23 protein-coding genes are annotated in these 21,626 nt (G+C 44.6%); 12 read left to right on the forward strand and 11 right to left on the reverse strand.

All coding sequences use genetic code 11. The features are described 5' to 3' along the window. Positions 1-9 precede the first annotated feature (9 nt). Positions 10-1,068: an HlyD family secretion protein gene (locus LIX84_RS01635; RefSeq protein WP_053807920.1), complete on the forward strand. Its 1,059-nt coding sequence runs from the start codon at positions 10-12 to the stop codon at positions 1,066-1,068. Positions 1,069-1,080: 12 nt separating this feature from the next. Further along, entirely contained in the window at positions 1,081-2,118 is a 1,038-nt protein-coding gene (locus LIX84_RS01640) for a DUF2955 domain-containing protein (RefSeq protein WP_046875880.1), read from the forward strand. Positions 2,119-2,120: 2 nt separating this feature from the next. Here the strand turns inward: LIX84_RS01640 and LIX84_RS01645 are convergent, their stop codons facing one another. Then, positions 2,121-2,783 (reverse strand): flagellar brake domain-containing protein, encoded by a 663-nt coding sequence (locus tag LIX84_RS01645; RefSeq protein WP_065646235.1) that lies wholly within the window; start codon positions 2,781-2,783, stop codon positions 2,121-2,123. Positions 2,784-2,877: 94 nt separating this feature from the next. Continuing rightward, on the reverse strand, positions 2,878-3,804 hold the full coding sequence (locus LIX84_RS01650; RefSeq protein ID WP_047008123.1) for a DMT family transporter: 927 nt from the start codon (positions 3,802-3,804) through the stop codon (positions 2,878-2,880). Between the two features lie 148 nt (positions 3,805-3,952). Here LIX84_RS01650 and LIX84_RS01655 point away from each other — a divergent pair, with 148 nt between their 5' ends. Together LIX84_RS01655 and LIX84_RS01660 are read left to right on the forward strand one after the other, a co-directional pair. Next, positions 3,953-4,408 (forward strand): Lrp/AsnC family transcriptional regulator, encoded by a 456-nt coding sequence (locus LIX84_RS01655; RefSeq protein ID WP_031780652.1) that lies wholly within the window; start codon positions 3,953-3,955, stop codon positions 4,406-4,408. Between the two features lie 5 nt (positions 4,409-4,413). Further along, complete coding sequence (locus tag LIX84_RS01660; RefSeq protein ID WP_109168968.1) at positions 4,414-5,037, forward strand: class I SAM-dependent methyltransferase; 624 nt, start codon at positions 4,414-4,416, stop codon at positions 5,035-5,037. Between the two features lie 526 nt (positions 5,038-5,563). Here the strand turns inward: LIX84_RS01660 and LIX84_RS01665 are convergent. Continuing rightward, positions 5,564-6,112 carry an ATPase gene (locus tag LIX84_RS01665; protein ID WP_226420829.1) on the reverse strand — a complete coding sequence of 183 codons (549 nt, stop codon included), beginning with the start codon at positions 6,110-6,112 and terminating at the stop codon, positions 5,564-5,566. Between the two features lie 103 nt (positions 6,113-6,215). Here LIX84_RS01665 and LIX84_RS01670 point away from each other — a divergent pair, with 103 nt between their 5' ends. From LIX84_RS01670 to secF, 4 genes are all read left to right on the forward strand, one after another. After that, positions 6,216-6,884: an SH3 domain-containing protein gene (locus LIX84_RS01670; protein ID WP_226420449.1), complete on the forward strand. Its 669-nt coding sequence runs from the start codon at positions 6,216-6,218 to the stop codon at positions 6,882-6,884. 125 nt (positions 6,885-7,009) lie between these two features. After that, positions 7,010-7,489, forward strand: coding sequence for a hypothetical protein (locus LIX84_RS01675; RefSeq protein WP_226420450.1), 480 nt, complete (start codon positions 7,010-7,012; stop codon positions 7,487-7,489). A 165-nt stretch (positions 7,490-7,654) separates the two neighbouring features. Next, positions 7,655-9,493, forward strand: coding sequence for a protein translocase subunit SecD (gene secD, locus LIX84_RS01680; protein WP_226420451.1), 1,839 nt, complete (start codon positions 7,655-7,657; stop codon positions 9,491-9,493). A gap of 2 nt (positions 9,494-9,495) precedes the next feature. Beyond that, positions 9,496-10,398 (forward strand): protein translocase subunit SecF, encoded by a 903-nt coding sequence (secF, locus tag LIX84_RS01685; RefSeq protein ID WP_226420452.1) that lies wholly within the window; start codon positions 9,496-9,498, stop codon positions 10,396-10,398. Between the two features lie 62 nt (positions 10,399-10,460). Here the strand turns inward: secF and LIX84_RS01690 are convergent, their stop codons facing one another. Both LIX84_RS01690 and LIX84_RS01695 read right to left on the reverse strand, forming a co-directional pair. Further along, a complete protein-coding gene (locus LIX84_RS01690) occupies positions 10,461-10,727 on the reverse strand; it encodes a hypothetical protein (protein WP_012842361.1) in 267 nt (88 codons plus the stop codon). 16 nt (positions 10,728-10,743) lie between these two features. Then, positions 10,744-11,364, reverse strand: coding sequence for a LysE family translocator (locus tag LIX84_RS01695; RefSeq protein WP_048624835.1), 621 nt, complete (start codon positions 11,362-11,364; stop codon positions 10,744-10,746). A gap of 1,006 nt (positions 11,365-12,370) precedes the next feature. Here LIX84_RS01695 and LIX84_RS01700 point away from each other — a divergent pair. The 4 genes from LIX84_RS01700 (at position 12,371) to phaC (ending at position 16,580) form a co-directional block, all read left to right on the forward strand. Continuing rightward, on the forward strand, positions 12,371-13,111 hold the full coding sequence (locus LIX84_RS01700) for an SDR family oxidoreductase (protein ID WP_226420453.1): 741 nt from the start codon (positions 12,371-12,373) through the stop codon (positions 13,109-13,111). A gap of 12 nt (positions 13,112-13,123) precedes the next feature. Continuing rightward, positions 13,124-14,332, forward strand: coding sequence for an acetyl-CoA C-acetyltransferase (locus tag LIX84_RS01705; protein ID WP_226420830.1), 1,209 nt, complete (start codon positions 13,124-13,126; stop codon positions 14,330-14,332). A gap of 44 nt (positions 14,333-14,376) precedes the next feature. Continuing rightward, on the forward strand, positions 14,377-14,724 hold the full coding sequence (locus LIX84_RS01710; RefSeq protein WP_005398278.1) for a phasin family protein: 348 nt from the start codon (positions 14,377-14,379) through the stop codon (positions 14,722-14,724). 80 nt (positions 14,725-14,804) lie between these two features. Continuing rightward, the gene (gene phaC, locus LIX84_RS01715) at positions 14,805-16,580 is read left to right on the forward strand and encodes a class I poly(R)-hydroxyalkanoic acid synthase (protein WP_226420454.1); all 1,776 of its coding nucleotides are present in this window, start codon (positions 14,805-14,807) and stop codon (positions 16,578-16,580) included. Positions 16,581-16,783: 203 nt separating this feature from the next. On the opposite strand, the gene LIX84_RS01720 is transcribed toward phaC, so the two are convergent. From LIX84_RS01720 to napF, 6 genes are all read right to left on the reverse strand, one after another. Continuing rightward, complete coding sequence (locus LIX84_RS01720; RefSeq protein ID WP_005373546.1) at positions 16,784-16,918, reverse strand: TIGR02808 family protein; 135 nt, start codon at positions 16,916-16,918, stop codon at positions 16,784-16,786. An 11-nt stretch (positions 16,919-16,929) separates the two neighbouring features. Next, on the reverse strand, positions 16,930-17,508 hold the full coding sequence (locus LIX84_RS01725) for a NapC/NirT family cytochrome c (protein ID WP_005398274.1): 579 nt from the start codon (positions 17,506-17,508) through the stop codon (positions 16,930-16,932). A 28-nt stretch (positions 17,509-17,536) separates the two neighbouring features. Then, complete coding sequence (locus LIX84_RS01730; RefSeq protein ID WP_031780699.1) at positions 17,537-17,992, reverse strand: nitrate reductase cytochrome c-type subunit; 456 nt, start codon at positions 17,990-17,992, stop codon at positions 17,537-17,539. Positions 17,993-18,070: 78 nt separating this feature from the next. Further along, positions 18,071-20,560, reverse strand: coding sequence for a periplasmic nitrate reductase subunit alpha (gene napA / locus LIX84_RS01735; RefSeq protein WP_006741149.1), 2,490 nt, complete (start codon positions 20,558-20,560; stop codon positions 18,071-18,073). After that, complete coding sequence (locus tag LIX84_RS01740; protein ID WP_005398456.1) at positions 20,557-20,865, reverse strand: chaperone NapD; 309 nt, start codon at positions 20,863-20,865, stop codon at positions 20,557-20,559. The genes napA and LIX84_RS01740 overlap by 4 nt, the downstream gene beginning before the upstream one ends. Before the next feature lie 41 nt (positions 20,866-20,906). Beyond that, entirely contained in the window at positions 20,907-21,392 is a 486-nt protein-coding gene (gene napF / locus LIX84_RS01745; RefSeq protein ID WP_005398455.1) for a ferredoxin-type protein NapF, read from the reverse strand. Between the last annotated feature and the right edge of the window lie 234 nt (positions 21,393-21,626).

The following is a 21,626-nucleotide window of genomic DNA, read 5'->3' on the forward strand; positions in this document are numbered from 1 at the left end:
TAAACGCCTATGACTCCAGATCAAAAATTCGCACGTTGGATCAAGTATTCTTGCGTCGCGTTTGTCCTTGTCTTTGCCTATTTTCTAGTCGCAGATCTCGCCATGCCATTGACGCCTCAGGCAATGGCAACGCGAGTGGTAACTAAAGTAGCTCCCCGTGTGAGTGGACAGATTACGCATCTTTATGTTGCCAACAACCAAGAAATAAGCCAAGGCGATCTACTATTCCAGATTGATCCACAGCCTTATCAGCTCGCCGTAGAAAAGGCTCAACTTAACCTTGAGCGTGTGATTCAAAATAATGAACAGCTTGATGCCTCTATTGCAGCGGCAAAAGCGGACGTTGAAGCGAGCAAAATTGTCGCCGAGCAAAAAGTTCGCGAAGCCAAACGTCTTGATACATTGTTTCATCGCAATGGCACCTCGCAACAACAGCGTGACGACGCACAAAGTAGTGCAACGGCAGCCAGAGCAAACTTACTGGCCGCGCGCGCTCGTTTAAAAGAGTTGGAAGTAAACCGAGGCGATTTAGGTGCAACGAATGTAAATATCCGCGTGGCACAAAACCAGCTAAAACAAGCGGAACTTAATCTGTCTTACACTCAAGTAATTGCTGAGCATGATGGCGTTGTCGCTAACTTGCAGCTGGAAACGGGTGCCTATGCGGCAGCTGGTACGCCTCTTGTGGCTTTAGTCTCGGATGACGTGGATATTATTGCCGACTTTCGTGAAAAGAGTCTGCGACACTTCAATCAGAACAGTCGGGCGTTAGTGGCCTTTGATAGCTTGCCAGGTGATGTATTTGAAGCTCGTATTACGAGTGTGGATGCAGGGGTAAGCTCAGGCCAGTTTGATGCAGATGGCCGCTTAGCGACACCGACTGACTCAAACCGTTGGGTGAGAGACGCGCAGCGTTTACGTTTACATTTAGCTATCGATGAGCCTCAACAGCGCGCATTTCCGGCCGGGGCACGTGCGACTGTGCAACTGTTGCCAGAAAACTCGTTATCTGGCTGGTTAGCGAGATGTCAGATCCGATTTTTGAGTCTTCTTCATTACATTTATTAACGGGGAGGCGACATGAAGTTATGGGATCATCCCATGTCGGAAAACGACTTCCGTCAGTGTTTGCGCATTGCAACTGGCGCGACCATTGGCTTCACCTTATGTAAGGTCTTTGGCTGGAATTATGGCGTATTTTTTACCGTAACACCGATGTTGTTACTTGGAATGGTACCAGTCATGAGCCTGCATGCTGCACGACAGCTGATTTTTTCAGCGGTCGTATGCGGATTGGAGGTCGGTATTCTTGGTGGGCTATTTGGTGGACATCCTGGCATGATGACGATAATCGCCTTCGGGTTGTTTTTGTATAAGTTCGCCTGTATGTCAAAAGGGAGCTTATTCCTGTTTGGGGCAAATAGCGTGCTGAGCTTGAGCATCATGCTGCATTTTGCGAGTTATCCAACAACCGACTTAAATGATCTGATATTCAGCAACCTACAAGCGAATGTTATTTCAGTGATCGTGGCCTACGTCGTGACATTTTTGATCCCTGATGCAGAGCCTCGTCAGCCACCGGCAAAACCATCTCAGCCTAAACAGAGTCACCGCATGCGTCATGAAGCCCTTATGGGGGCGAGCATCGCTACAATGTCTTTCCTTGTATTCCAGCTATTTGACCTCAGTGATTCTATGTCCGCTCAGGCGACAACCTTGCTTTTATTGTTTCCTATGCATTGGAACGGTGCTTTAGGGTATGCGCGCAAAAGAGCAATGGGGACCTTGATGGGGGTAACCTTTGGTATTGCTGGGCAGCTCGTACTATACGATTGGTCGGATACCTTGCTGTTTATCGTCCCATTGCTGTGGATTGGCGCGATGATGTTCAGCTATATGCATGTAAAAGAGTCTAGTGGGTCAGGAGCTGGGTTTGGCGGATTAACTACATTAGGTATTTTATTTGGCCAATACCTTACTCCGGATGGCGATTTAATGTTCAGCGCGCTGTATCGCGTGAGTAGTATTTTGTTTGCTATTGTTGTCACTCTGCTCGTGACCTATGCGGTGCACAGAGTGCTCAACAGCTTTGAGGCGACGCGCTTTAGCCAGCAGTAAGTTCAGACGTTACTGGTTAGAAAGGACTGCTCCAGTAACTCTGTTTTTAGCTCGTGACTCATCGCTATTGGGCTTTCAAACTTAATTCCTATTACCCAGCCTTTCACCAACTTCTTAATGTTGGCAATGACACACCGATTTTCTTCTCCGATATAGTGACTTAGAGAAGAGTCGATAGTGACACTTTCACCAACGTTGAATTCAGGCTCTATAAAGGTTGAGATACCAATACCTGCCAGTGAGAAGTCGATAAGGCTACCGTCGTAAACATTCCCCGCGTGAACAATCTTACAATCCATTTGCAGCTTATATCGTTCGTGTTCCCGGACTGGTTTGGTTGCAAATGTTCCTGGAATTCGAATAAATAAAAGGGGCGAAGGACGAACCGCAGTTGTTAGAACACTGGATTTAAATGCAATGACATGGCCTAACTCCGTATCTGATACACCACGCACGATGACATCGGCGTTTGGGAGCTTTCTCATCACTTGCTCTTCAAGCAAACGCATCGGTATATCAAGAATCAAATACGCGTTCTCTTTCATCCCAAGATAGGTGGTGGAATACGTATACTGGTCCTTAGGCCCAAACTCGAAATTAGTCGAAAGTTTCATTCCCGGTTTGAGGAATCTATGCAGTTCATCTTTAGTATGAGTGGCAGGCATTACATTGGCGTTTTAATTATTGGTTAAATCGAGGCTATCAAAACGCCATTTTGTTATTCAAGATAGTAGGACAAAAGTTTTTGTAAAATAATCGCTATCTGTGAAGTGGTGGGCGATAAGTTTGGCTCATTCCATCTTTCATAAAGATTTGGCTTGCCACAATACTGCCGCAGGTTACCAGCATCAGCGCTAACCAAGTCAGTGAATCTGGTTGTTCACCAAAAATTGGAACGGCAAGAAGTGTCGCGACGACTGGAGTTAATGACCCAAAAGCAGCACTGGCTTCGGCGCCAATAATTCGGATTGCATAGATAAAGGTAAAAGAGGCGATTAAGCCTGCGCCGACACCTTGCAACATCGCGTGGCCAAATAATTCTTCCCACGGCCACTGACTGATCGGCGTTATCGCTAGGTAACTATCTACCCATCCGAAGCCAACCGCAATGATGAGCAGTGCCAAAGACGCGATTGCAACGAATCCAGCACAGACATGCGCATTAAGGTTAGCAACACGAGCACTGATGGTGAAAACTGCCCACATAATGCTACCGGTTAGAAACAGGATGTGGCCTTGTAATTGAGACCAGTTGTACTCTGCACCGCTATTAGAAAGAAGAAATACGAAAATCCCTAACAGCACCGTAGAAAGCCCGATTAAGCGGTGAGCACTCAGCGACTGTTGATAGCACAACACCGCGATAGCAGAAACAAATAATGGCAAAGTGCCAGGTACTAATGCACTGCCGTGCGCCACGGGAGCGAAGTGCATAGCTGTGCCGACGACCAGCAGGTAGGGCAGGCCACTCCCTACCACAACACCAGTTAGGTAGCGTTTAGGCACGACGCGAAGCGCCTGCTTATGCTTAATCACAAATGGTAATAAAATTAAACTTGGGATTAGAAAGCGAACTAACGCGATATCGGCTGGCTGCAAGTTAGAAATTGCGCCCCCTTTTAAAGAAATAAAGAAACCAGACCAAAGCAGTAAGGTCGTTAATATAGCTGCGTATCCCAATATCATTGTCGGCATGTCCATTTGTAAATGATGTGTTAATTGTTGAATAAAACTCGTGCCAAAGGGAGGCAAAGTTTGACGTAATTAAGCTTGATGTTGGTGATAAAGCGCGTATAAATGTTAATTGTTAGTGATTATTGGCATGGAAGGGCAAATGGACAAAATTGACAGGCAACTGATCAACTTGATGCAGAAGGATGCGACCCTGACTACGGCAGAGCTCGCTGACAAAGTAGGATTGTCGGCATCACCTTGTGCAAGACGCATTAAGCGTTTAGAGCAGGAGGGCGTAATTAGCGGTTATCGAGCCATTGTGTCCAGAGACACGGTGGGTATTGCGATGACCGTATTTGTTGAAGTCAGTTTGAACAACCACCAAGCTTCTTCGATTGATGAATTTGAACATGCTGTTGTTGAAATGGACGAAGTGATCTCGTGCCATGTTGTATCAGGGGCTTATGATTATTTGTTAGAAGTGGTCAGCAAAGATCTCGCTGGTTATGAAACATTCACTAGAAAGCTACAACGATTAGAAAACGTAAAAGATATCCATACGCACTTGGCGATTAGACAAGTGAAAGGAAATGGAAGCTTGCCGATTTATGCATAAGAAAGATGAAATTTCTCGATAGACTTAAGATTGCTCACTATCACCGAAAGCGATACCGACAGTTCGGTACAGACAGAGCGCGAACGCTGGGATGGAGGGATAAGTACAGCCAAATCAGTCGATTTGAAGCCTTGTGCCGTGGGTTAACGTTAGACGGTTCAAGTCTTTTAGATATTGGGTGTGGCTACGGAGACTTATTAGCGTTTATTGAGTTCAACAATCTGCGCCCCCAAAGTTATATTGGCATTGATCAGCAAAAACAGTTTATCTCTGAGGCCAGAAAGCGGGACTTTCGTACTCAAAGTGAGTTCGTATGCGGTGACTTTTCAACGTTGGTATTGCCCCGTAGTGATTATGTCTTTGCTTCTGGATCATTAAATTATCAATCCGCGAATCCAAATCATACCATTGAGATGATCGAGAAAATGTACCGGGCCGCAGAGAGAGGGTGCGTGTTTAACTTATTGGATGAAGAAAAGCTGCCGAGCATGAGAATGCTCGCATCGCATAATAAACTTGGGGTGTTACGCTATTGCCGATGGCTATGTCCAGACGCACAATTGATCGAGGGTTATTCCGATCATGACTTTACGATTGCGATGATCAAAAAAGCGGAATCAGTTTCCTGACTCCGCCTTATAAATTCTTAAGCCTTATTGGTGCTTGTATTGTGAGATTTCACAGTTACCTGTGTATCTATCAACCTTGAATGAGAACGCAGCTGAATGGTATTCCCTCCCATCACTCCAAATTGTTTCTCCGAAGATTTTACAAAGGTCCAAATCACTGATTGAACCAAACTCTTTTACGTGCCTAACTACTGACAAAAACTTGGCTTTGGTAGCATTAGGACAGTCCCTGTTACTTAATCGATTGATAACCATGGTTGTAGCATCATCTCCAGCCAAATGTGACTTTTTATTAAATTTTATTAATGGGTAAATTAACCAAAAATTGGCCATAAGTAAAGCATTATTGTGACGTATGTCTCTATAAGTTGCCTCTCTTGGTCATGGTTTAGTCAAGTTTGTAAAAGGGAACAGTCCCATTTTTTACATATAACGTTGGGATCACTAAAAGAGGGAATTAAAGCACGAATAACGTCCAATATTGGAGTGAAAACCCGACATCGTCTTTTCAAAACGGGCTCGATTTTTACCTCGAAACATCTTGAGCGTATTGAAGCGATCTCGCTTCTTTATCATAGAGTTGCGCTAGTGCTTGGTACTGTGAAGAAAGGCGTTTGTAATCCTCGGTAAGTTGCAAAGCGTTGGTGTTATACCACTCCGCAGTGATTTGATTGGCAGTTTCGTTTGACTCACGGCACTTTTGGGCAAGTTTCTTCCATCCATTTGCTGACCATTGAGATTGTGTGCTCAATTTAATCAACTCATTAGCTTTAGTCGTGAGTTCTTCTTTATATTGAATCGAGGCTTTTAATTGAGTTTTGAACGCATTTTGGTTCGAGCGGGCGCGCCAAAGTGACACGAGTTCATGTAGGGAAAAGGTTTGGGACAATAACTGGCGCTGCTTATGTTCGGCTAAAAGTGCATTGAATACCTCAACATGCTTATTGTAATTGGACTCTAAACGATTGAATTGGGTAAGATTGTCATTCCACGACGACGGGTTACATTGAATATTGGCGTGCCCCATTATGGGGAACAGAAGAAGCAACAGTATCCAATTGAGTTTGTTGATCATTATTGCTCGCGTTAGTTGACCGACCCTTTTGAGTATATACCCAAATTTCCGCGACATGCGTGTTGCCGGTGAGATAAGAACAAAGAATGAAAAGGAAAAGTACATGAAGAAAATTCTCATCGCATTGATTGTCATACTGTTGCTCGGTGGGGCGGGTGCTGGATACTATTTCTTCTTTATGCAGAAAGATGAACCTGAGGCGCCAAAAGCTGCGCAAGTGGAGCAAGCGCCAGTGGAAGAAGAAATATCCAAACCGGTTCTGGATTTAGAAACCTCCCCTCCTGAAGTGACCGAATACTATGTCATTGAGCGTCGAATCAATGTTTACAATAAGCCAAATGCTAATGCTTTGGTTGTCGATACGCTCTATAAGGGAGAAAAAGTATCGGTGTTAGAAAAAGTGGATGGTTGGTATCGAATCTCTGGTTACCTTGTTTATGAAGAGGGCGGTGAAGAAAAAGCTGAGTGGTTGAATGCCGAGGGATTATCTGATGCAGAGCCAGTTATTAAAGAACAAGAGCGTTTAGAAATACTGGATGGATATTTGCAGAAGTCGGATGATTTAAAAGTTCACTTGGACATCTTCCGCAAGAAAACACAGCAATTGTTAGACGATGAAACCTGTGATCCGAGTGATTTTGAAGAGCTCGGCGGCTGGGTTCGTTCGGTTACTTATGACAAGCGCAATGTGTACTTCATTTATTGTGGTGGTTTGGAGCAAGAAAACAAAATCTATTTAGATGTCGATAAAGGCGATATCTTTTACCGCTAACAGAGCGCCTTTAGTTTAAAGCCTCTAGAGATTTATAACTTTTTAGTTGTTAACCATAATTAATAGGAATACTATCATCGAGTTGAGTGAAAAAACTCGACTCGTTTTGTTTTTAGTGAGTTCTTATGTCTCAGATTTGCTTGAAAAAATTGCTTTTTATGCTGCTTGCGATGGTATTGCTACCAGCGCATGTTTTTGCTGCGCAAATCGATCAGAAAGCTCATTTACCTTACTTTTCTAAGCTGCAACCATTTGTTGCGAGTATTGCTTTTGCAAATACCTCAATCAATTTTTCTGAAGTCTCAGAAGAAACGACGCAGTCTCCGATTTCTGAAAGTCACGCAAGACTCGATACGCTAGCCCTATTTAACACTCAACGTTGGGTTTCTCACTTACGTGAAGGCCTCGATGATGAGCATGTTGACGTTATTGGTGACCTAAACACGCCTTTCTATGCTGACGCAGGTTATGCCTACAGCCTGATGGATATCAATTGGCGTCAAAACCAGTACACTTTTTATCATTTCACAAGCGATCATCGCATTTCTGGTTGGAAAGAGACCAACGCAATGTACGTCGCACTCAATAGTCAATTTTCTGCCTAAACACCATCTATTTGCACCATTGTGCACTCTTAACACGACGATTGTATTCAACAGGGCGTAACCGTCCTGAGCATTTCATACCCTGAATTTTTTTCTGGGGGCATCTGTCGTGTGTTAAGCCTTGTTATTAAAAGCTTCACTTCGTAGTGAAGGGATGATGTTTACATGAAAAAAACAGCAAAGCAGCAAAAGAACAGAAAGCTGATGAATCACTATTCAGCTTGGAAATATGTCGTATTAATCACGACGGTCATTATCTTAACGTTAAGCGCGATTCCGACTTGGTTCGGTGAGCAACCATCGATCCAGCTAACGTTTTCAAACCAAAACAGCAGTGAAATGTCGGTTGTTCAGTTGAATCAACTACTGAAAACCAATCACATCTCAGCAGACAAAATCATCGAAAAAGATGGCAAAACAACCATTGTATTCGATGATGAAAATGCGCAAAGCAAAGCTCGTGCGTTACTAAACAATGAGCTAAATAAAGAAGACAGCATTACCTTCTCATATGTGTCTGTTGCTCCAGAGTGGCTGAATGAGATGGGTTTTAGCCCAATCAAACTCGGTCTTGACCTTCGCGGTGGGGTACAGTTCCTTTTGAATGTCGACGTAAATAAAGCATTTGAGGAGCAACGTAATGCTTTGATCGATGAGATCAAAGCAAGCCTGCGAGATCAGCGCGTGCGTGGTGTACAAATTCGCGCAGAAAGTGGTAACCGCATTGCGGTATACAGTGAGAGTGATACCGCCCTAGCTGAAGTAAACAAATTCTTGCGTCAAAACTATCCAGGTTGGGTGGTGAAAAGCTCGTCGCGCGGTTTTGTTCTTGAGCCAAGTGAGCAGAATATTCAAGAGTTCCAATCAACGACATTGCAACAAAACTTGAAGATTATGCGTGGTCGTATTGAAGAGCTAGGCATTACGGAAGCATTAGTTCAGCGTCAGGGTAAAGACAGCATTCGTATTGAGCTCCCAGGTGTACAAGACCCGGCACAAGCGAAAAACGTTATTGGTGCCACTGCGAGTTTGGCATTCTACGAAGTGAAAGATGCAAGCCAAGCGCGAAGCGGCCAAGATCTTGTGCTGAAAGATAACGATGGCCGAACTGTTATTCTGGAGAAACGACCAGTCCTAACGGGTGAGCACATTGTTAATGCTCGTGCAGGCGTCGACAATATGGGTATGTCAGAAGTTAACATCTCGCTTGACCACGCGGGCGGTAAAAAGATGAGTGATTTCTCTGCAACGCATATTGGCAAGCCAATGGCGACGGTTTACCGCGAATACAAGACAAACGATCGTGGCGTAACGGAGCGCAGCGAGCGCGTTATCAGCGTTGCGACTATTCAATCTCAACTTGGTAGCCAATTCCGTATTACCGGCGCTGGCAGCATGGACGAAGCGCAGCAGTTAGCGCTATTACTTCGTGCGGGGTCGCTAACAGCCCCGGTTACTATCGTAGAAGAGCGCACTATTGGTGCTTCTTTGGGAGCTGAAAACATTGAAAATGGCTTTGCGGCACTTGCTTTGGGTATGGGGTTAACACTGACCTTTATGGCCCTTTGGTACCGCCGCTTAGGTTGGGTGGCGAACGTGGCGCTTTGTGCAAACATGCTTTGTTTGCTTGGCTTAATTGCCTTGTTACCAGGTGCGGTGCTAACGCTTCCAGGTATTGCAGGGTTGGTGTTAACCGTTGGTATGGCAGTGGACACCAACGTTATTATCTTCGAACGTATTAAGGACAAAATGCGTGAAGGCCGCAGTTTCGCTCAAGCGATTGATCTGGGCTTTGATAGCGCGTTCTCGACCATCCTTGATGCCAACATTACTACCATGATCACCGCCGTGATTTTATACGCCATCGGTAACGGTCCAATCCAAGGTTTTGCCTTAACACTCGGATTAGGTTTGTTAACCAGTATGTTTACAGGCGTATTTGCCTCTCGAGCAATGATCAATTTAATTTGGGGCCGAGATGCCCGTCGTGATGTGAGGGTTTAATCATGGTCGAAATGCTAAAACAAAATATTCGTAAAATTCGCCACTTTACTACGCTAGTTTCTATCGTTTTGACGGTGATCGCACTTGGTGCTCTGGGCTTTAAAGGGTTGAACCTAGGCTTGGATTTTACTGGTGGTATGGTGACAGAAGTGAAAGTCGATAAGTCGTTAACCAACCACGATCTGCTTGATGCACTACAACCAAAACTTGGTGAATCAACCTCTGTCACCCGCACAGGTGAAGATGGTCGTTGGCTTATTCGCTACTCCGCCCCAGAAGAAGGACAAACTCTGCCGAGTGTGGAAGAGGTATTAAAGCCAGTTTCACATCAAGTTGATGTCGTTAGCAACAGTATTGTTGGTGCTCAAGTTGGTCAGGATTTGTTTGATCAAGGCGGTTTAGCACTATTGATTTGTGTGCTGAGCATCCTTGGTTACTTGTGTTTCCGTTTTGAATGGCGCTTAGCGAGTGGCTCTGTATTTGCTCTGGCTCATGACGTAATTGTCGTCCTCGGCTTCTTTGCCGTTACCCAAATGGAATTCAACTTAACGGTTTTTGCTGCCGTATTGGCAATTTTAGGCTACTCATTGAATGATTCGATCATCATTTCAGATCGAATTCGTGAGCTACTGATCGCGAAACAAAGTTGGAAAATGGAAGACATCAATGACCAGGCTGTCATCGCGACGTTCTCTAGAACGATGGTGACTTCAGGCACAACAATGATTACTGTTGGTGCACTATGGATTATGGGGGGAGCCCCGCTAGCGGGTTTCTCAATAGCGATGTTTATTGGTGTGTTATCAGGTACATGGTCTTCCATTTCCATTGGTACCGTATTACCTGAACTGTTCAAACTAGAACCGAAGCATTACTTGCCTGTTGAGATTGATACCGCGCCGTAATGCGAGGTGCTGAAGGTAAAAAGTGCTTGCGCCACTCAGTTTGAGTGGCGTTTTACTTTGTGCTATTTCACACGCATCAGGCGGTGTTTGACGTGACCTAAATCGAACTCAATGATTTGAGAGCGCTTCATCGATTCAACCAGGCGCAGCATGGATGTGTGATAACCTTTCTTTTTCATCCATTGCAATGGCTCGGAAAAGCTGTCTTCGTTTACAACGTAAGATTCGCCTTTGTGTTCTCCAGCATAAACGTTTACGACCCAAACCCGGGCCTGAAAATCTAATACTTCACTTATGTTTCGCGTAATTTTTCTTAGGATATTTTTCATCATTTCCAGCGTTGCTTTAGCTCAGTAATAGCCAAACACCAACCCCCATCATTAAAGTGCCCGCGATACGGTTCATCAGGCGCACATTCTTTGATTGACCCAACACGCGTTTCAGTCCTTTACCACCCGTGGCATACAGAGACATACAAATGAACTCAAAAAGAAGAATGATGGAGACAAGCACGATTAGCTGTGGAGCAAGAGCCGCATTTTGATCGATAAAAGGCGGCAGTAGAGAGATCATAAATGCCCAGCCTTTTGGGTTTGCGATAGCGGTAACGAAGCCTTGCATGATGAGCGCGACGTTGCCACTTCTGGGTTTTTCTAAATTATCGACATTTATTGCTAACTTACCTCGAGATCGCCACATTTCTACACCAAGATAGAGTAAGTAGCCGCCACCAATAAACTTTAGTGCGATAAACATCCAAGGATAGTTGAGCATGATCGCTGCGATCCCTAATACGGCCGAGACTGAAACCAGCGCGACACCGACGAGTTCACCAATCATCATCCATAATGTGCGGCGATAACCGATACTCATTCCTAGCGTTAAGGCGAGCGTCATGCACATTCCTGGTGTAATTGAGACAAAAAAGAAGGTAGGGATGAACATACTGAGCAATGCAAGATTCATGTTTGTTGATAACTAAGTGATTTGATAGAAGCCACAAAGATAGTGCAAATTGATAAAGGATACTATCCCCAAATATCCTCAAATAACCTCAAGGTGCCAGGTTCAGCGAGAATGACTTGGCTCACAGGCACGGCAACGATTTGAAGATCTAGTGGTTCTAAATCGAAAATCGTTAACAAAGGCTGTGGGAAAAGGCAACTCGCCCTTCGGAGCATGTCACCGACATGACTCCTGCATCTTGACGCCATTTGGGTACAACATCAATTTACTTGGGGTAAAGAATCTAGATGATTGCTTTAGGAGATGGTACCACCGAATATTGCACCGTACTGGTACTTCAATAGATAAAAAGTGATTCGATACGTTAAATGCTAGTTAATTGATGTTATTTAGATATTTAAAATAAAACTGAAATTATTTTTTAATTGTTGCGTCATAATAGTGCGAACTGCACCAAAATGAGACGTTTTCTTCTATTGTTTACATTCTAAATATACCACTTTTCATAAACGAAACTATAAATGTAAAATTAAGTTTATACTGTCTTAAATATCATTTAAGTTAGTAATTAAATGATATTACTGACAATTGCTTATATTGATATTTGAATTATTATTTTAATCGTATTTATAGAGAACAACTCTCAGCATGAGAGTTGTATCTGAAATCATGAGATGATGTAATGTCCACTGTTCGGTATGTAACTTATTGATAAATAATGCTTAAATTTATGTTCTGATAAGCTTGTGTTTAACTTTATTTTATTTAAAACAATGACTTATAAAGAGTTAATCATTTTATAACATTTCATGTTTAATGAGATCTAAATCAATCTTATGCAAATGGATTAGTTTTTTATTTGAAATGTAATATTTCTGGTTTAAATTAAAATAAAAGGCATCACAGGATTGATAGCCAAAAGAATAAATAAACACGTCAGTTGGTGATGTATTTCATCAGTGTATTTAGTTTGCTTTTTTAAATGCCGTTAAGAATGGAGTCTTCGATGAAGAAAGTCGCTTTGATCACCGGATCAAAAGGCGGAATTGGTTCTGCTATTTCCTCTCAATTAGTGAATGATGGTTACCGTGTAATCGCTACTTATTCCACAGGAAACTATGAATGTGCGTTGGAGTGGTTCAACAGTAAAGGGTTTACCAAAGATCAGGTTCGCCTTTTTGAGTTGGACGTAACAAACACTGCAGAGTGTGCAGAAAAGTTAGCGCAATTGCTTGAGGAAGAAGGGACCATTGATGTCGTTATCAACAACGCAGGTATCACACGTGATGGCGTGTTTAAAAAGATGACTGCGCAAGCTTGGAATGACGTCATTAATACCAACCTCAATAGTCTATTCAACGTTACGCAACCTCTGTTCGCTGCGATGTGCGAAAAAGGCGGTGGTCGTGTCATTAATATCTCCTCAGTCAATGGCCTAAAAGGGCAGTTTGGTCAAGCAAACTACTCGGCGGCGAAAGCTGGGATGATAGGTTTCTCTAAAGCGTTGGCGTATGAAGGTGCTCGCTCGGGTGTGACAGTAAATGTTATTGCGCCAGGTTACACTGGTACACCAATGGTTGAGCAAATGAAGCCAGAAGTATTGGAATCCATCACGAATCAAATCCCAATGAAACGTCTTGCTACACCAGAAGAAATTGCAGCATCAGTGAGCTTCTTGGTCAGCGATGCAGGGGCCTATATCACCGGTGAGACTTTGTCGGTGAACGGCGGCCTATACATGCACTAAGGAGAGAAGATGATGGAAAAAGTGTTTATCGTAGCAGCGAAGCGCACTCCAATTGGCGCCTTTGGTGGTAGCCTGAAAAATACCTCTGCTGGCAATTTGGCAGCAGTAGCGATTAAAGGCGCGTTAGAAGCGGCGAAGTTGAATGGCGACAAGATTGACGAAGTCATTGTTGGCAACGTTGTCGGCGCAGGTCAAGGCATGGGGGTTGGTCGTCAGGCGGCATTGTTCGCTGGGGTTCCGGACGCGGTTCCTGCGTATGGCGTAAACATGGTTTGCGGCAGTGGCATGAAAACGGTCATGGATGCAGTTTCACATATCCGTAGTGGCGATACAGAGATTGTTGTTGCAGCAGGTGTTGAGGTCATGTCTCAGATTCCGTTTGCCGCGCCAAGTAGTATTCGTGATGGCAACAAAATGGGCAACCTAGAGCTGAAAGACCTGCTCGTAGCGGACGGTTTAACCGACGTTTACAACCAATATCACATGGGTGTGACGGCAGAAAACGTTGCAAAAGAAATCGGCCTAACCCGTCAACAGCAAGACGAGTATGCGCTGTCTAGCCAACAGAAAGCGGTGGCGGCGATCGAAGCGGGCAAATTCAAAGACGAAATTGTGCCCGTAGAAGTAAAGCAACGCCGTGAAACGGTGCTATTCGATACCGACGAATACCCAAAGGCTAATGCGACCATGGAAGCGTTAAGCAAGCTGCGCCCTGCTTTTGACCGTGAAGGCACTGTGACTGCGGGGAATGCATCAGGTATTAACGATGGTGCGAGTGCAATTATCGTCGCGTCTGAGAGCGCAGTTAAAGCACATGGACTCACGCCTATTGCTGAGATCGTAAGCTATGCGCAATCGGGACTTGATCCGAAAATCATGGGTCTAGGTCCAGTGGAGTCAGTCAATAAAGCATTAGCAAAAGCAGAATTAACGGTAAACGACATTGACGTTTACGAGTTAAACGAAGCATTTGCCGCGCAAGCACTTGGCGTGATTCATCAGTTGGCGGAAACCAACCAAGTTCCCGTTAACGCGATTCAAGATAAAGCGAACTTTAATGGTGGTGCTATCGCGTTAGGTCACCCACTTGGTGCATCGGGCAACCGAATCTTAGTGACGCTTGTTCACGAGCTTCATAAGCAAAATGGTCAATATGGTGTCGCATCACTTTGTGTGGGCGGCGGCATGGGGACGGCTGTGGTTATAAAAGCAGTTAAGTAATTATTTAAACGGACATTTTTAATTCTTTCTCTAGGAGATAAACCATGTACACAGATTTCTTCAAAACCTTTAGCGATCAAACTGAAAAAAATCTAGAACCTTACTTGAAGTTCAACAAGCTAGTGACAAAAAACGTAGAAGTGTTGACTGAGCTTCAACTGAATGCAATTCGTACTTACAGCGAAGTGGGTCTGAACCAAATGAAAGCGGCATCAGAAATCAAAGACGTAACGTCATTGACTGCTTTCAACAGTCAGCAACTAAGCGTTCTTACTAAGCTTTCTCAACAAATGATGGATGACAGCAACAAGCTTCAAGCTATTGCAAAGGAGTTCAAAGAAGACGTTGAGAAAATGACTTCGGAAAATCTAAAGACTGTTACTCCAGCGTAATTTGTCCGATTCTCGCCGCCTTAGGGCCTCTAGACCCTAATTTGGGCGGCGTTGTTTTTTCCGAATATAGGAGTAAGACTATGTTTCAGCACTTCTTTTCGGACTATCTTGTACAGCTTCAACAAACCAATCAACAGTGGTGGCATGATTTCGAAGTGAACAAGGCAGTCGTGAACTCTCCTTTAAATAAGGCCATGCAAGAAGTGAACTTGGAAGACACTGCCAAACTCTTCGAACAAGCTGTAAATCAGCCTGCTGCGATCTTAAAACTGCAAGCAGAATGGTGGGAACAGCAGCTACAAATTTGGCAGAATGTCGCGTTGGCGGGTAATCAAAAACAGGTCATCGAAGCAGAAAAAGGGGACAAGCGTTTTTCTAATGAAGCGTGGCAAAATGAGGTGATGTATAGCTTCATTAAGCAATCCTACCTGTTATTCAGTAAGACTTATTTAGATACAATTGAGTCACTCGAAGGTTTGGATGAAAAATCTAAAGAGCGAATACTTTTCTTTTCTCGTCAAGCCATCAATGCACTTTCCCCCTCGAATTTCATCGCGACGAACCCGGAACTCTTGAAACTGACACTTGAGCAAAACGGTCAAAACCTGCTGGCTGGCTTAGAGCAGTTAAAAGAAGACGTTGAGTCCAGTGCGGACATTTTGAAAATTCGTATGACGAACAACAATGCGTTCCGTGTGGGTGATGACGTTGCGACCACCCCGGGCGATGTGGTTTTTCAAAACGAATTATTTGAGTTGATTCAATATCGACCTCTAACAGAGAAAGTGAACGCGACGCCACTGCTCATCGTTCCGCCTTTCATTAATAAATACTACATCCTTGACTTAACAGCGAAGAACTCAATGGTTCGATGGTTGCTAGAGCAGGGACATAGCGTATTTATGATGTCTTGGCGCAACCCAGGCAAGGCACAAGCGCATGTAGAGTTTGGTGACTATGTGACAGAAGGCGTCGTCAAAGCCGTCGCCGCAATTGAAGATATAACGGGCCAAGAGCAAATCAACGCGGCTGGTTACTGTATTGGTGGTACGGTTCTGGCGAGCACGGTTGCGTACTATGCGGCAAAACGTATGAAGAAGCGTATTAAGTCAGCGACTTTCTTCACCACATTGCTCGACTTTTCTCAGCCAGGCGAAGTTGGTGCGTACATCAATGACACCATTGTGAGTGCAATTGAGGCGCAAAACAACGCAAAAGGGTATATGGACGGTCGTTCATTAAGCGTCACATTCAGCTTACTGCGCGAAAACAGCTTGTACTGGAACTACTATGTCGACAACTACTTAAAGGGTAACAGCCCAGTCGATTTTGACTTGTTGTACTGGAACAGTGACAGCACCAACGTGAGTGCCGCCTCCCATAACTTCTTGCTTCGTGAGCTCTATTTAGAGAATAAGCTAGTGCAAGACAAAGGCGTCAAAATTGGTGGGGTATGGATTGACCTAAATAAGATCAAAATTCCTAGCTATTTTGTATCAACGAAAGAAGACCATATAGCGTTATGGCAGGGAACTTATCGTGGTGCACTGAACACTGGTGGCAACAAAACGTTTGTTCTCGGTGAGTCGGGTCATATTGCGGGTATCGTGAACCCTCCAGCGAAAAATAAGTATGGTTATTGGTTGAACGATACTTTGGATGATTCGGCTGACGAGTGGTTGAATAATGCCGAGCACAAAGAGGGGTCGTGGTGGACACATTGGAATGAATGGCTACTTCAATTCAATCCAAAAGAGCAAGTCGAACCATTCCCTATTGGCTCGGAAGACCACCCAGCAATCGATGAAGCGCCAGGGCAATACGTCAAGCAGGTTCTGCCAGTTAAAGAGCCTTAAACAACTCCCTATAGCAGTAAATTTTAGCGACCTTTATGGTCGCTTTTTTTGGTCGTTACTGGCTACCTTATTACACCGATTGAATATATGTATCGGTTGAGGACATTTTGGGTCGAAAGTGACGGTGAATAAAAAAGCGCCGAGTAGATACTCAGCGCTTAGTGTCAACAAATAGGCAAGTTGACGGGTAGAAGTGCGTTACGTTACACCTCTTTATCCTTACCAAATGACAGCAGCCAGAGAGAGATTGCTGCTACTGCCACAAAGCCGGAAAGAATAATCACAGGCATGGCGCTATAGCCAAGGATATGCCAAATTACAGATTCTAAAGTACTCATGGGAAGTCTCCTTAGTGCCAGCCTTCAACGCCGCTCATGTCCGGTAGTTTGTGCGCGATGCCTTTGTGACAATCTACGCAGGTTTTCTCTCCAGAAGCTAGCGCAGTAGAGTGCTGCTCCGCTGCTCGTGAGCCTTGTTGAGAGTAATCCATGTAATCAAACTCGTGACAGTTACGACACTCAAGAGAGTCATTCTTTTTCATTCGCGCCCACTCTCGCTCAGCAAGGTGTCCTCGACGCTCTTGGAACTTCTCTGGTGTATCGATAGTACGTAGAACATAGTGAGCGAATAGCTCTTTGGATGCTTGTACTTTACGAACGATCTTATCTGTCCATTCATGAGGAACGTGACAGTCTGAGCAGATGGCACGAACACCAGAACGGTTAGAGTAGTGAATTGTTTCTTGAATTTCAGCAACGATTGGTGCGTGACAGCCAGAACAGAACTCTTCTGTGTTGGTTGCCTCCATACCTGTGTTGAATGCGCCCCAAAACAAAAGACCGCCAGCAAAACCTAAGAACAAAACCACACCAGCGGCAGCTTTACTTGGGTTCTTCAGTCTTTTCCAAAACGCTTTAAGTATTTTCATAAATAACCTCTTCGTACTCGCGTTTCAATTACTGAAGCGAATCAACTGCCTCGAACTTGTTTTCAACTAGTGGCTTAGCATTAGTTTGCGGCACGTGGCATTGCAAACAGAAGTAACGACGAGGAGACATATCCGCCAATACAGCATCTTCTCGGTTTACATAGTGCGTTACGCTAATTTTAGTCGCGCCTGACTCTTTTGCATTTTTCCAGCTGTGGCACGCAAGACACTTGTTAGCATTTAACGATACTTCGTAGTGACGGATGCTGTGTGGGATCAACGGTGGTTGATAAACAAAGCTATCTTCAACAATCTGGTCTTTTGGGAAGTCTTTGAACTCATCTGCTGGGCGTGTGTCTTCCAATTGAGACATTCCACGTAGAGACTCTAGACCACCAATGCCACCTGGATTATCTAACTCAGCTTGCGCAATGCCTGTCACTAAAGCACCTACAGATAAAAGTGCGACAAGTAATTTTTTCATCATTTCATCTCCGCCTTTATGGCTTAAATTCTTTATTAGGCCGCCATAGTGACGGCCGTAGCATTCGGTATCTGAAGGTTAAGCAATCTTAGTGATTTTGACTGGACACTTCTTAAAGTCTGTCTGTTTAGACAGTGGGTCAGTCGCATCTAGGATGAGCTTGTTAATCAAAATACGAGCATCAAAGAACGGTACGAATACCAAACCTTTTGGCGGACGGTTACGACCGCGAGTTTCAACACGAACGCGTACTTCGCCGCGTTTGTTTGCCATGAGTACTTCTTCACCACGACGCACGTTACGCGCTTTTGCGTCTTCAGGGTGCATGTAACACACTGCGTCTGGTACTGCTTTGTATAGCTCAGGTACACGACGAGTCATGGTGCCTGTGTGCCAATGTTCAAGAACACGGCCAGTACATAGCCACATATCAAACTCATCGTTTGGCACTTCTGGTGGCGCTTCATATGGTGCAGAGATAATCTTCGCTTTGCCGTCAGCATTGCCGTAGAAATCCCAACCAGAACCTTCTTTTGCGTATGGGTCAGAACCTTCTTTAAAGCGCCATTGTGTTTCCTTACCATCAACAACTGGCCAACGTAGACCACGCACTTCATGGTAACGGTCGTATGGTGCTAAATCATGCCCGTGACCACGGCCAAAAGTTGCGTATTCCTCAAACAGACCTTTTTGAACATAGAAACCGAAGTGGTGGGCATCGTCATTCAATTCGCGAGCTTCTTCGATAGGGAACTTGTCGACATTACCATTGCGGTATAGTACGTCGTACATGGTTTTACCACGGTACTGAGGCGCTTTCGCTAGTAGCTCTTCAGGCCACACTTCTTCCATTTTGAAGCGTTTCGAGAACTCCATTAGCTGCCACAGGTCAGATTTTGCCTGACCGACCGTGCCCACTTGTTGGTACCAAGCTTGAGTACGACGCTCTGCGTTACCGTAAGCACCTTCTTTCTCAATCCACATTGCTGTTGGAAGAATAAGGTCTGCTGCTTGTGCTGTCGCTGTTGGGTATGGGTCAGACACAACGATGAAGTTTTCAGGGTTGCGGTAACCTGGAAGACGTTCTGTGTTGATGTTTGGACCCGCTTGCATGTTGTTATTACATTGAACCCAGTAACAGTTCAGAACACCATCATTCAACATGCGGTCTTGCAATACGGCGTGGAAGCCAGGTTTTGGTGGAATCGTCCCTTCTGGCAGTTTCCAGATGTCTTCCGCAATCTTACGGTGTTTCGGGTTAGCTACTACCATGTCTGCAGGTAGACGGTGAGCGAAAGTACCAACCTCACGAGCGGTACCACACGCAGATGGTTGACCCGTTAGTGAGAATGGGCTGTTACCCGGAGTCGAGATCTTACCGGTTAGTAGGTGGATGTTGTAAACCAAGTTATTCATCCACACGCCACGAGTATGTTGGTTCATACCCATTGTCCAAAGTGACATTACTTTCGTATTTGGATTGGCGTATTGCTTCGCAAGCTCGATAAGCTTTTCTTTTTCAACACCAGAGATTTCAGAGGCTTTCTCAGCGGTGTAAGGTGCAACAGACTTTTTGTACTCTTCGAAAGAGATAGACGTTAGTTTGCCTGAGTTAGGATTCTTCGCTGCTTTTTGTAGCGGATCATCGTCACGTAGGCCGTAACCGATGTCGGTATCTGCTTGAGTGAAGTTAGTGTGCTTGTTCACGAAGTCCCAGTTTACCGCATCGTTTTCGATGATGTAGTTCGCGATGAAGTTAGCAATCGCTAGGTCAGACTGTGGATTAAAAATGTAGCCGTGATCTGCCAACTCAAATGAACGGTGGTAGTAAGTAGAAAGCACGTTCACTTTAACGTGAGGGTGACTTAGGCGACGGTCAGTAATACGAGTCCATAGAACAGGGTGCATCTCTGCCATGTTCGAGCCCCATAGAACGAATGCGTCTGCGTTCTCAAAGTCATCGTAACAACCCATCGGCTCATCGATACCGAATGCGCGCATAAAGCCAACTACAGCAGAAGCCATACAGTGACGAGCGTTTGGATCAATGTTGTTTGAACGGAAGCCCGCTTTCATTAGCTTTGACGCAGCGTAGCCTTCCATTACTGTCCATTGGCCTGAGCCAAACATACCTACGCTTGTTGGACCTTTTTTCTCGAGGGAAGCTTTCCATTTCTCAGCCATGATGTCGAAAGCGTCATCCCAAGAGATAGGTGTAAATTCACCGTCTTTGTGGAATTTGCCATCTTTCATTCTCAGCATCGGCTGGGTCAGACGGTCTTGACCGTACATGATCTTAGAAAGGAAGTAGCCTTTAATACAGTTTAGGCCTTTGTTTACTGGTGCTTCTGGGTCACCCTGTGTTGCTACCACTTTACCATTTTGAGTACCAACAAGAACAGAACAGCCTGTACCACAGAAACGACAAGGTGCTTTGTCCCATGTGATTTTGGTTTGATCAGAGCTTGCAATCAGGTTGGCTGCAGATGCTGGTAGTGTCACACCTGCGACAGCAGCAGCTGATGCAGCCGCGTTTGCTTTCACAAACGCACGTCTTGTCATTTTCATACTTCACCCTCGATTTGGGAATGTTGTGTTCCAGTGTCTTCTTCATCCGTTTCTTCAAGCCCAGTTTCGATTTGGTGATAAACCAATACCGTGCTCAAGACATTCGGTAAATTGTTAATGGCATCGATAGTGTCTGTGATAAAACCTTGGTTCTCGGTTTCAAGCACGACGATAATCTTGCCTTCTGGACTGTCACCATAGATTTCCGCATTTTCATGTGCTTCGATCTGTTGTTTGATTTCGTCCAGATGTTCTGGCAGTACGTGTACTACCAAACTTGAAATATGCACTTCATTTAGTGACATATAGCTCTCTCATTTATTGCCTTTGGCCGACGACATACGGCTTAGGCTGTTATATTGCTCACATTGATGGATGAAGTCGGGCATACTGAAACACAGGCGCCGCAGCCGTTACACTCATCAAGGTCTAAATTGGGTTGTGCTACTTTCCCCAGCTCTAATTTGAACTGAATTGCCATCGGGTCGCACATATCCCCACAGCTTCGGCATTCGACATTTTGTTTTGCTAAGCAGCTATCATTGATGCTTGCTTTCGCTTGCCAAGGTTGCTCTGTTTTTGGCAAGAAAAGGGGCTCAGGACAGGCGTCTGCACACTGATAACAAAATGTGCATTCATCAATAGAAAAATCGACCGAAGGGAATCCGCCATCACTTTTAGTTATAATCTTTGTTTCGCAGGCCTCAATGCATTTACCGCAGCGAGTGCAATCGTCCGTAAACTGTTCTGGCTTGGTTAACCAAGGCAAACGTACGGCGTTGTCGGGGTGCGCTTTTCTTGCAAAGAGTCTTCTTCTGGAAAGGTCTACCACTTAGTCACCTCGAAACTTGGAACCCAAACTAAGCATAGTCCACAATTTTCATTAATAAACTGTCATTTAAACTAACGAAATTGTAGTTTTTGACATATTTGTATAAATACCTCTTAGGAGGTAAATGGGATGCAATATTGTTTTGGATCAATAAATTCCGTCGCAGGTGATCACATATTGATAAAGTTGAAAGGTAATGGGTTCATTGCACGTACAAATAGGGTTGTTAATGGG

Origin of the sequence: Vibrio sp. E14 (assembly GCF_020515785.1) — a bacterium.
In the GTDB taxonomy this organism is placed as follows: domain Bacteria; phylum Pseudomonadota; class Gammaproteobacteria; order Enterobacterales; family Vibrionaceae; genus Vibrio; species Vibrio diabolicus.

Bases quoted from the DNA above. Each gene is read 5' to 3' on its own strand.
- LIX84_RS01635 (WP_053807920.1), top strand. From the start codon at position 10: ATGACTCCAGATCAAAAATTCGCACGTTGGATCAAGTATTCTTGCGTC.
- LIX84_RS01640 (WP_046875880.1), top strand. From the start codon at position 1,081: ATGAAGTTATGGGATCATCCCATGTCGGAAAACGACTTCCGTCAGTGT.
- LIX84_RS01645 (WP_065646235.1), bottom strand. From the start codon at position 2,783: ATGCCTGCCACTCATACTAAAGATGAACTGCATAGATTCCTCAAACCG.
- LIX84_RS01650 (WP_047008123.1), bottom strand. From the start codon at position 3,804: ATGATATTGGGATACGCAGCTATATTAACGACCTTACTGCTTTGGTCT.
- LIX84_RS01655 (WP_031780652.1), top strand. From the start codon at position 3,953: ATGGACAAAATTGACAGGCAACTGATCAACTTGATGCAGAAGGATGCG.
- LIX84_RS01660 (WP_109168968.1), top strand. From the start codon at position 4,414: ATGAAATTTCTCGATAGACTTAAGATTGCTCACTATCACCGAAAGCGA.
- LIX84_RS01665 (WP_226420829.1), bottom strand. From the start codon at position 6,112: ATGATCAACAAACTCAATTGGATACTGTTGCTTCTTCTGTTCCCCATA.
- LIX84_RS01670 (WP_226420449.1), top strand. From the start codon at position 6,216: ATGAAGAAAATTCTCATCGCATTGATTGTCATACTGTTGCTCGGTGGG.
- LIX84_RS01675 (WP_226420450.1), top strand. From the start codon at position 7,010: ATGTCTCAGATTTGCTTGAAAAAATTGCTTTTTATGCTGCTTGCGATG.
- secD (WP_226420451.1), top strand. From the start codon at position 7,655: ATGAAAAAAACAGCAAAGCAGCAAAAGAACAGAAAGCTGATGAATCAC.
- secF (WP_226420452.1), top strand. From the start codon at position 9,496: ATGGTCGAAATGCTAAAACAAAATATTCGTAAAATTCGCCACTTTACT.
- LIX84_RS01690 (WP_012842361.1), bottom strand. From the start codon at position 10,727: ATGAAAAATATCCTAAGAAAAATTACGCGAAACATAAGTGAAGTATTA.
- LIX84_RS01695 (WP_048624835.1), bottom strand. From the start codon at position 11,364: ATGAATCTTGCATTGCTCAGTATGTTCATCCCTACCTTCTTTTTTGTC.
- LIX84_RS01700 (WP_226420453.1), top strand. From the start codon at position 12,371: ATGAAGAAAGTCGCTTTGATCACCGGATCAAAAGGCGGAATTGGTTCT.
- LIX84_RS01705 (WP_226420830.1), top strand. From the start codon at position 13,124: ATGGAAAAAGTGTTTATCGTAGCAGCGAAGCGCACTCCAATTGGCGCC.
- LIX84_RS01710 (WP_005398278.1), top strand. From the start codon at position 14,377: ATGTACACAGATTTCTTCAAAACCTTTAGCGATCAAACTGAAAAAAAT.
- phaC (WP_226420454.1), top strand. From the start codon at position 14,805: ATGTTTCAGCACTTCTTTTCGGACTATCTTGTACAGCTTCAACAAACC.
- LIX84_RS01720 (WP_005373546.1), bottom strand. From the start codon at position 16,918: ATGAGTACTTTAGAATCTGTAATTTGGCATATCCTTGGCTATAGCGCC.
- LIX84_RS01725 (WP_005398274.1), bottom strand. From the start codon at position 17,508: ATGAAAATACTTAAAGCGTTTTGGAAAAGACTGAAGAACCCAAGTAAA.
- LIX84_RS01730 (WP_031780699.1), bottom strand. From the start codon at position 17,992: ATGAAAAAATTACTTGTCGCACTTTTATCTGTAGGTGCTTTAGTGACA.
- napA (WP_006741149.1), bottom strand. From the start codon at position 20,560: ATGAAAATGACAAGACGTGCGTTTGTGAAAGCAAACGCGGCTGCATCA.
- LIX84_RS01740 (WP_005398456.1), bottom strand. From the start codon at position 20,865: ATGTCACTAAATGAAGTGCATATTTCAAGTTTGGTAGTACACGTACTG.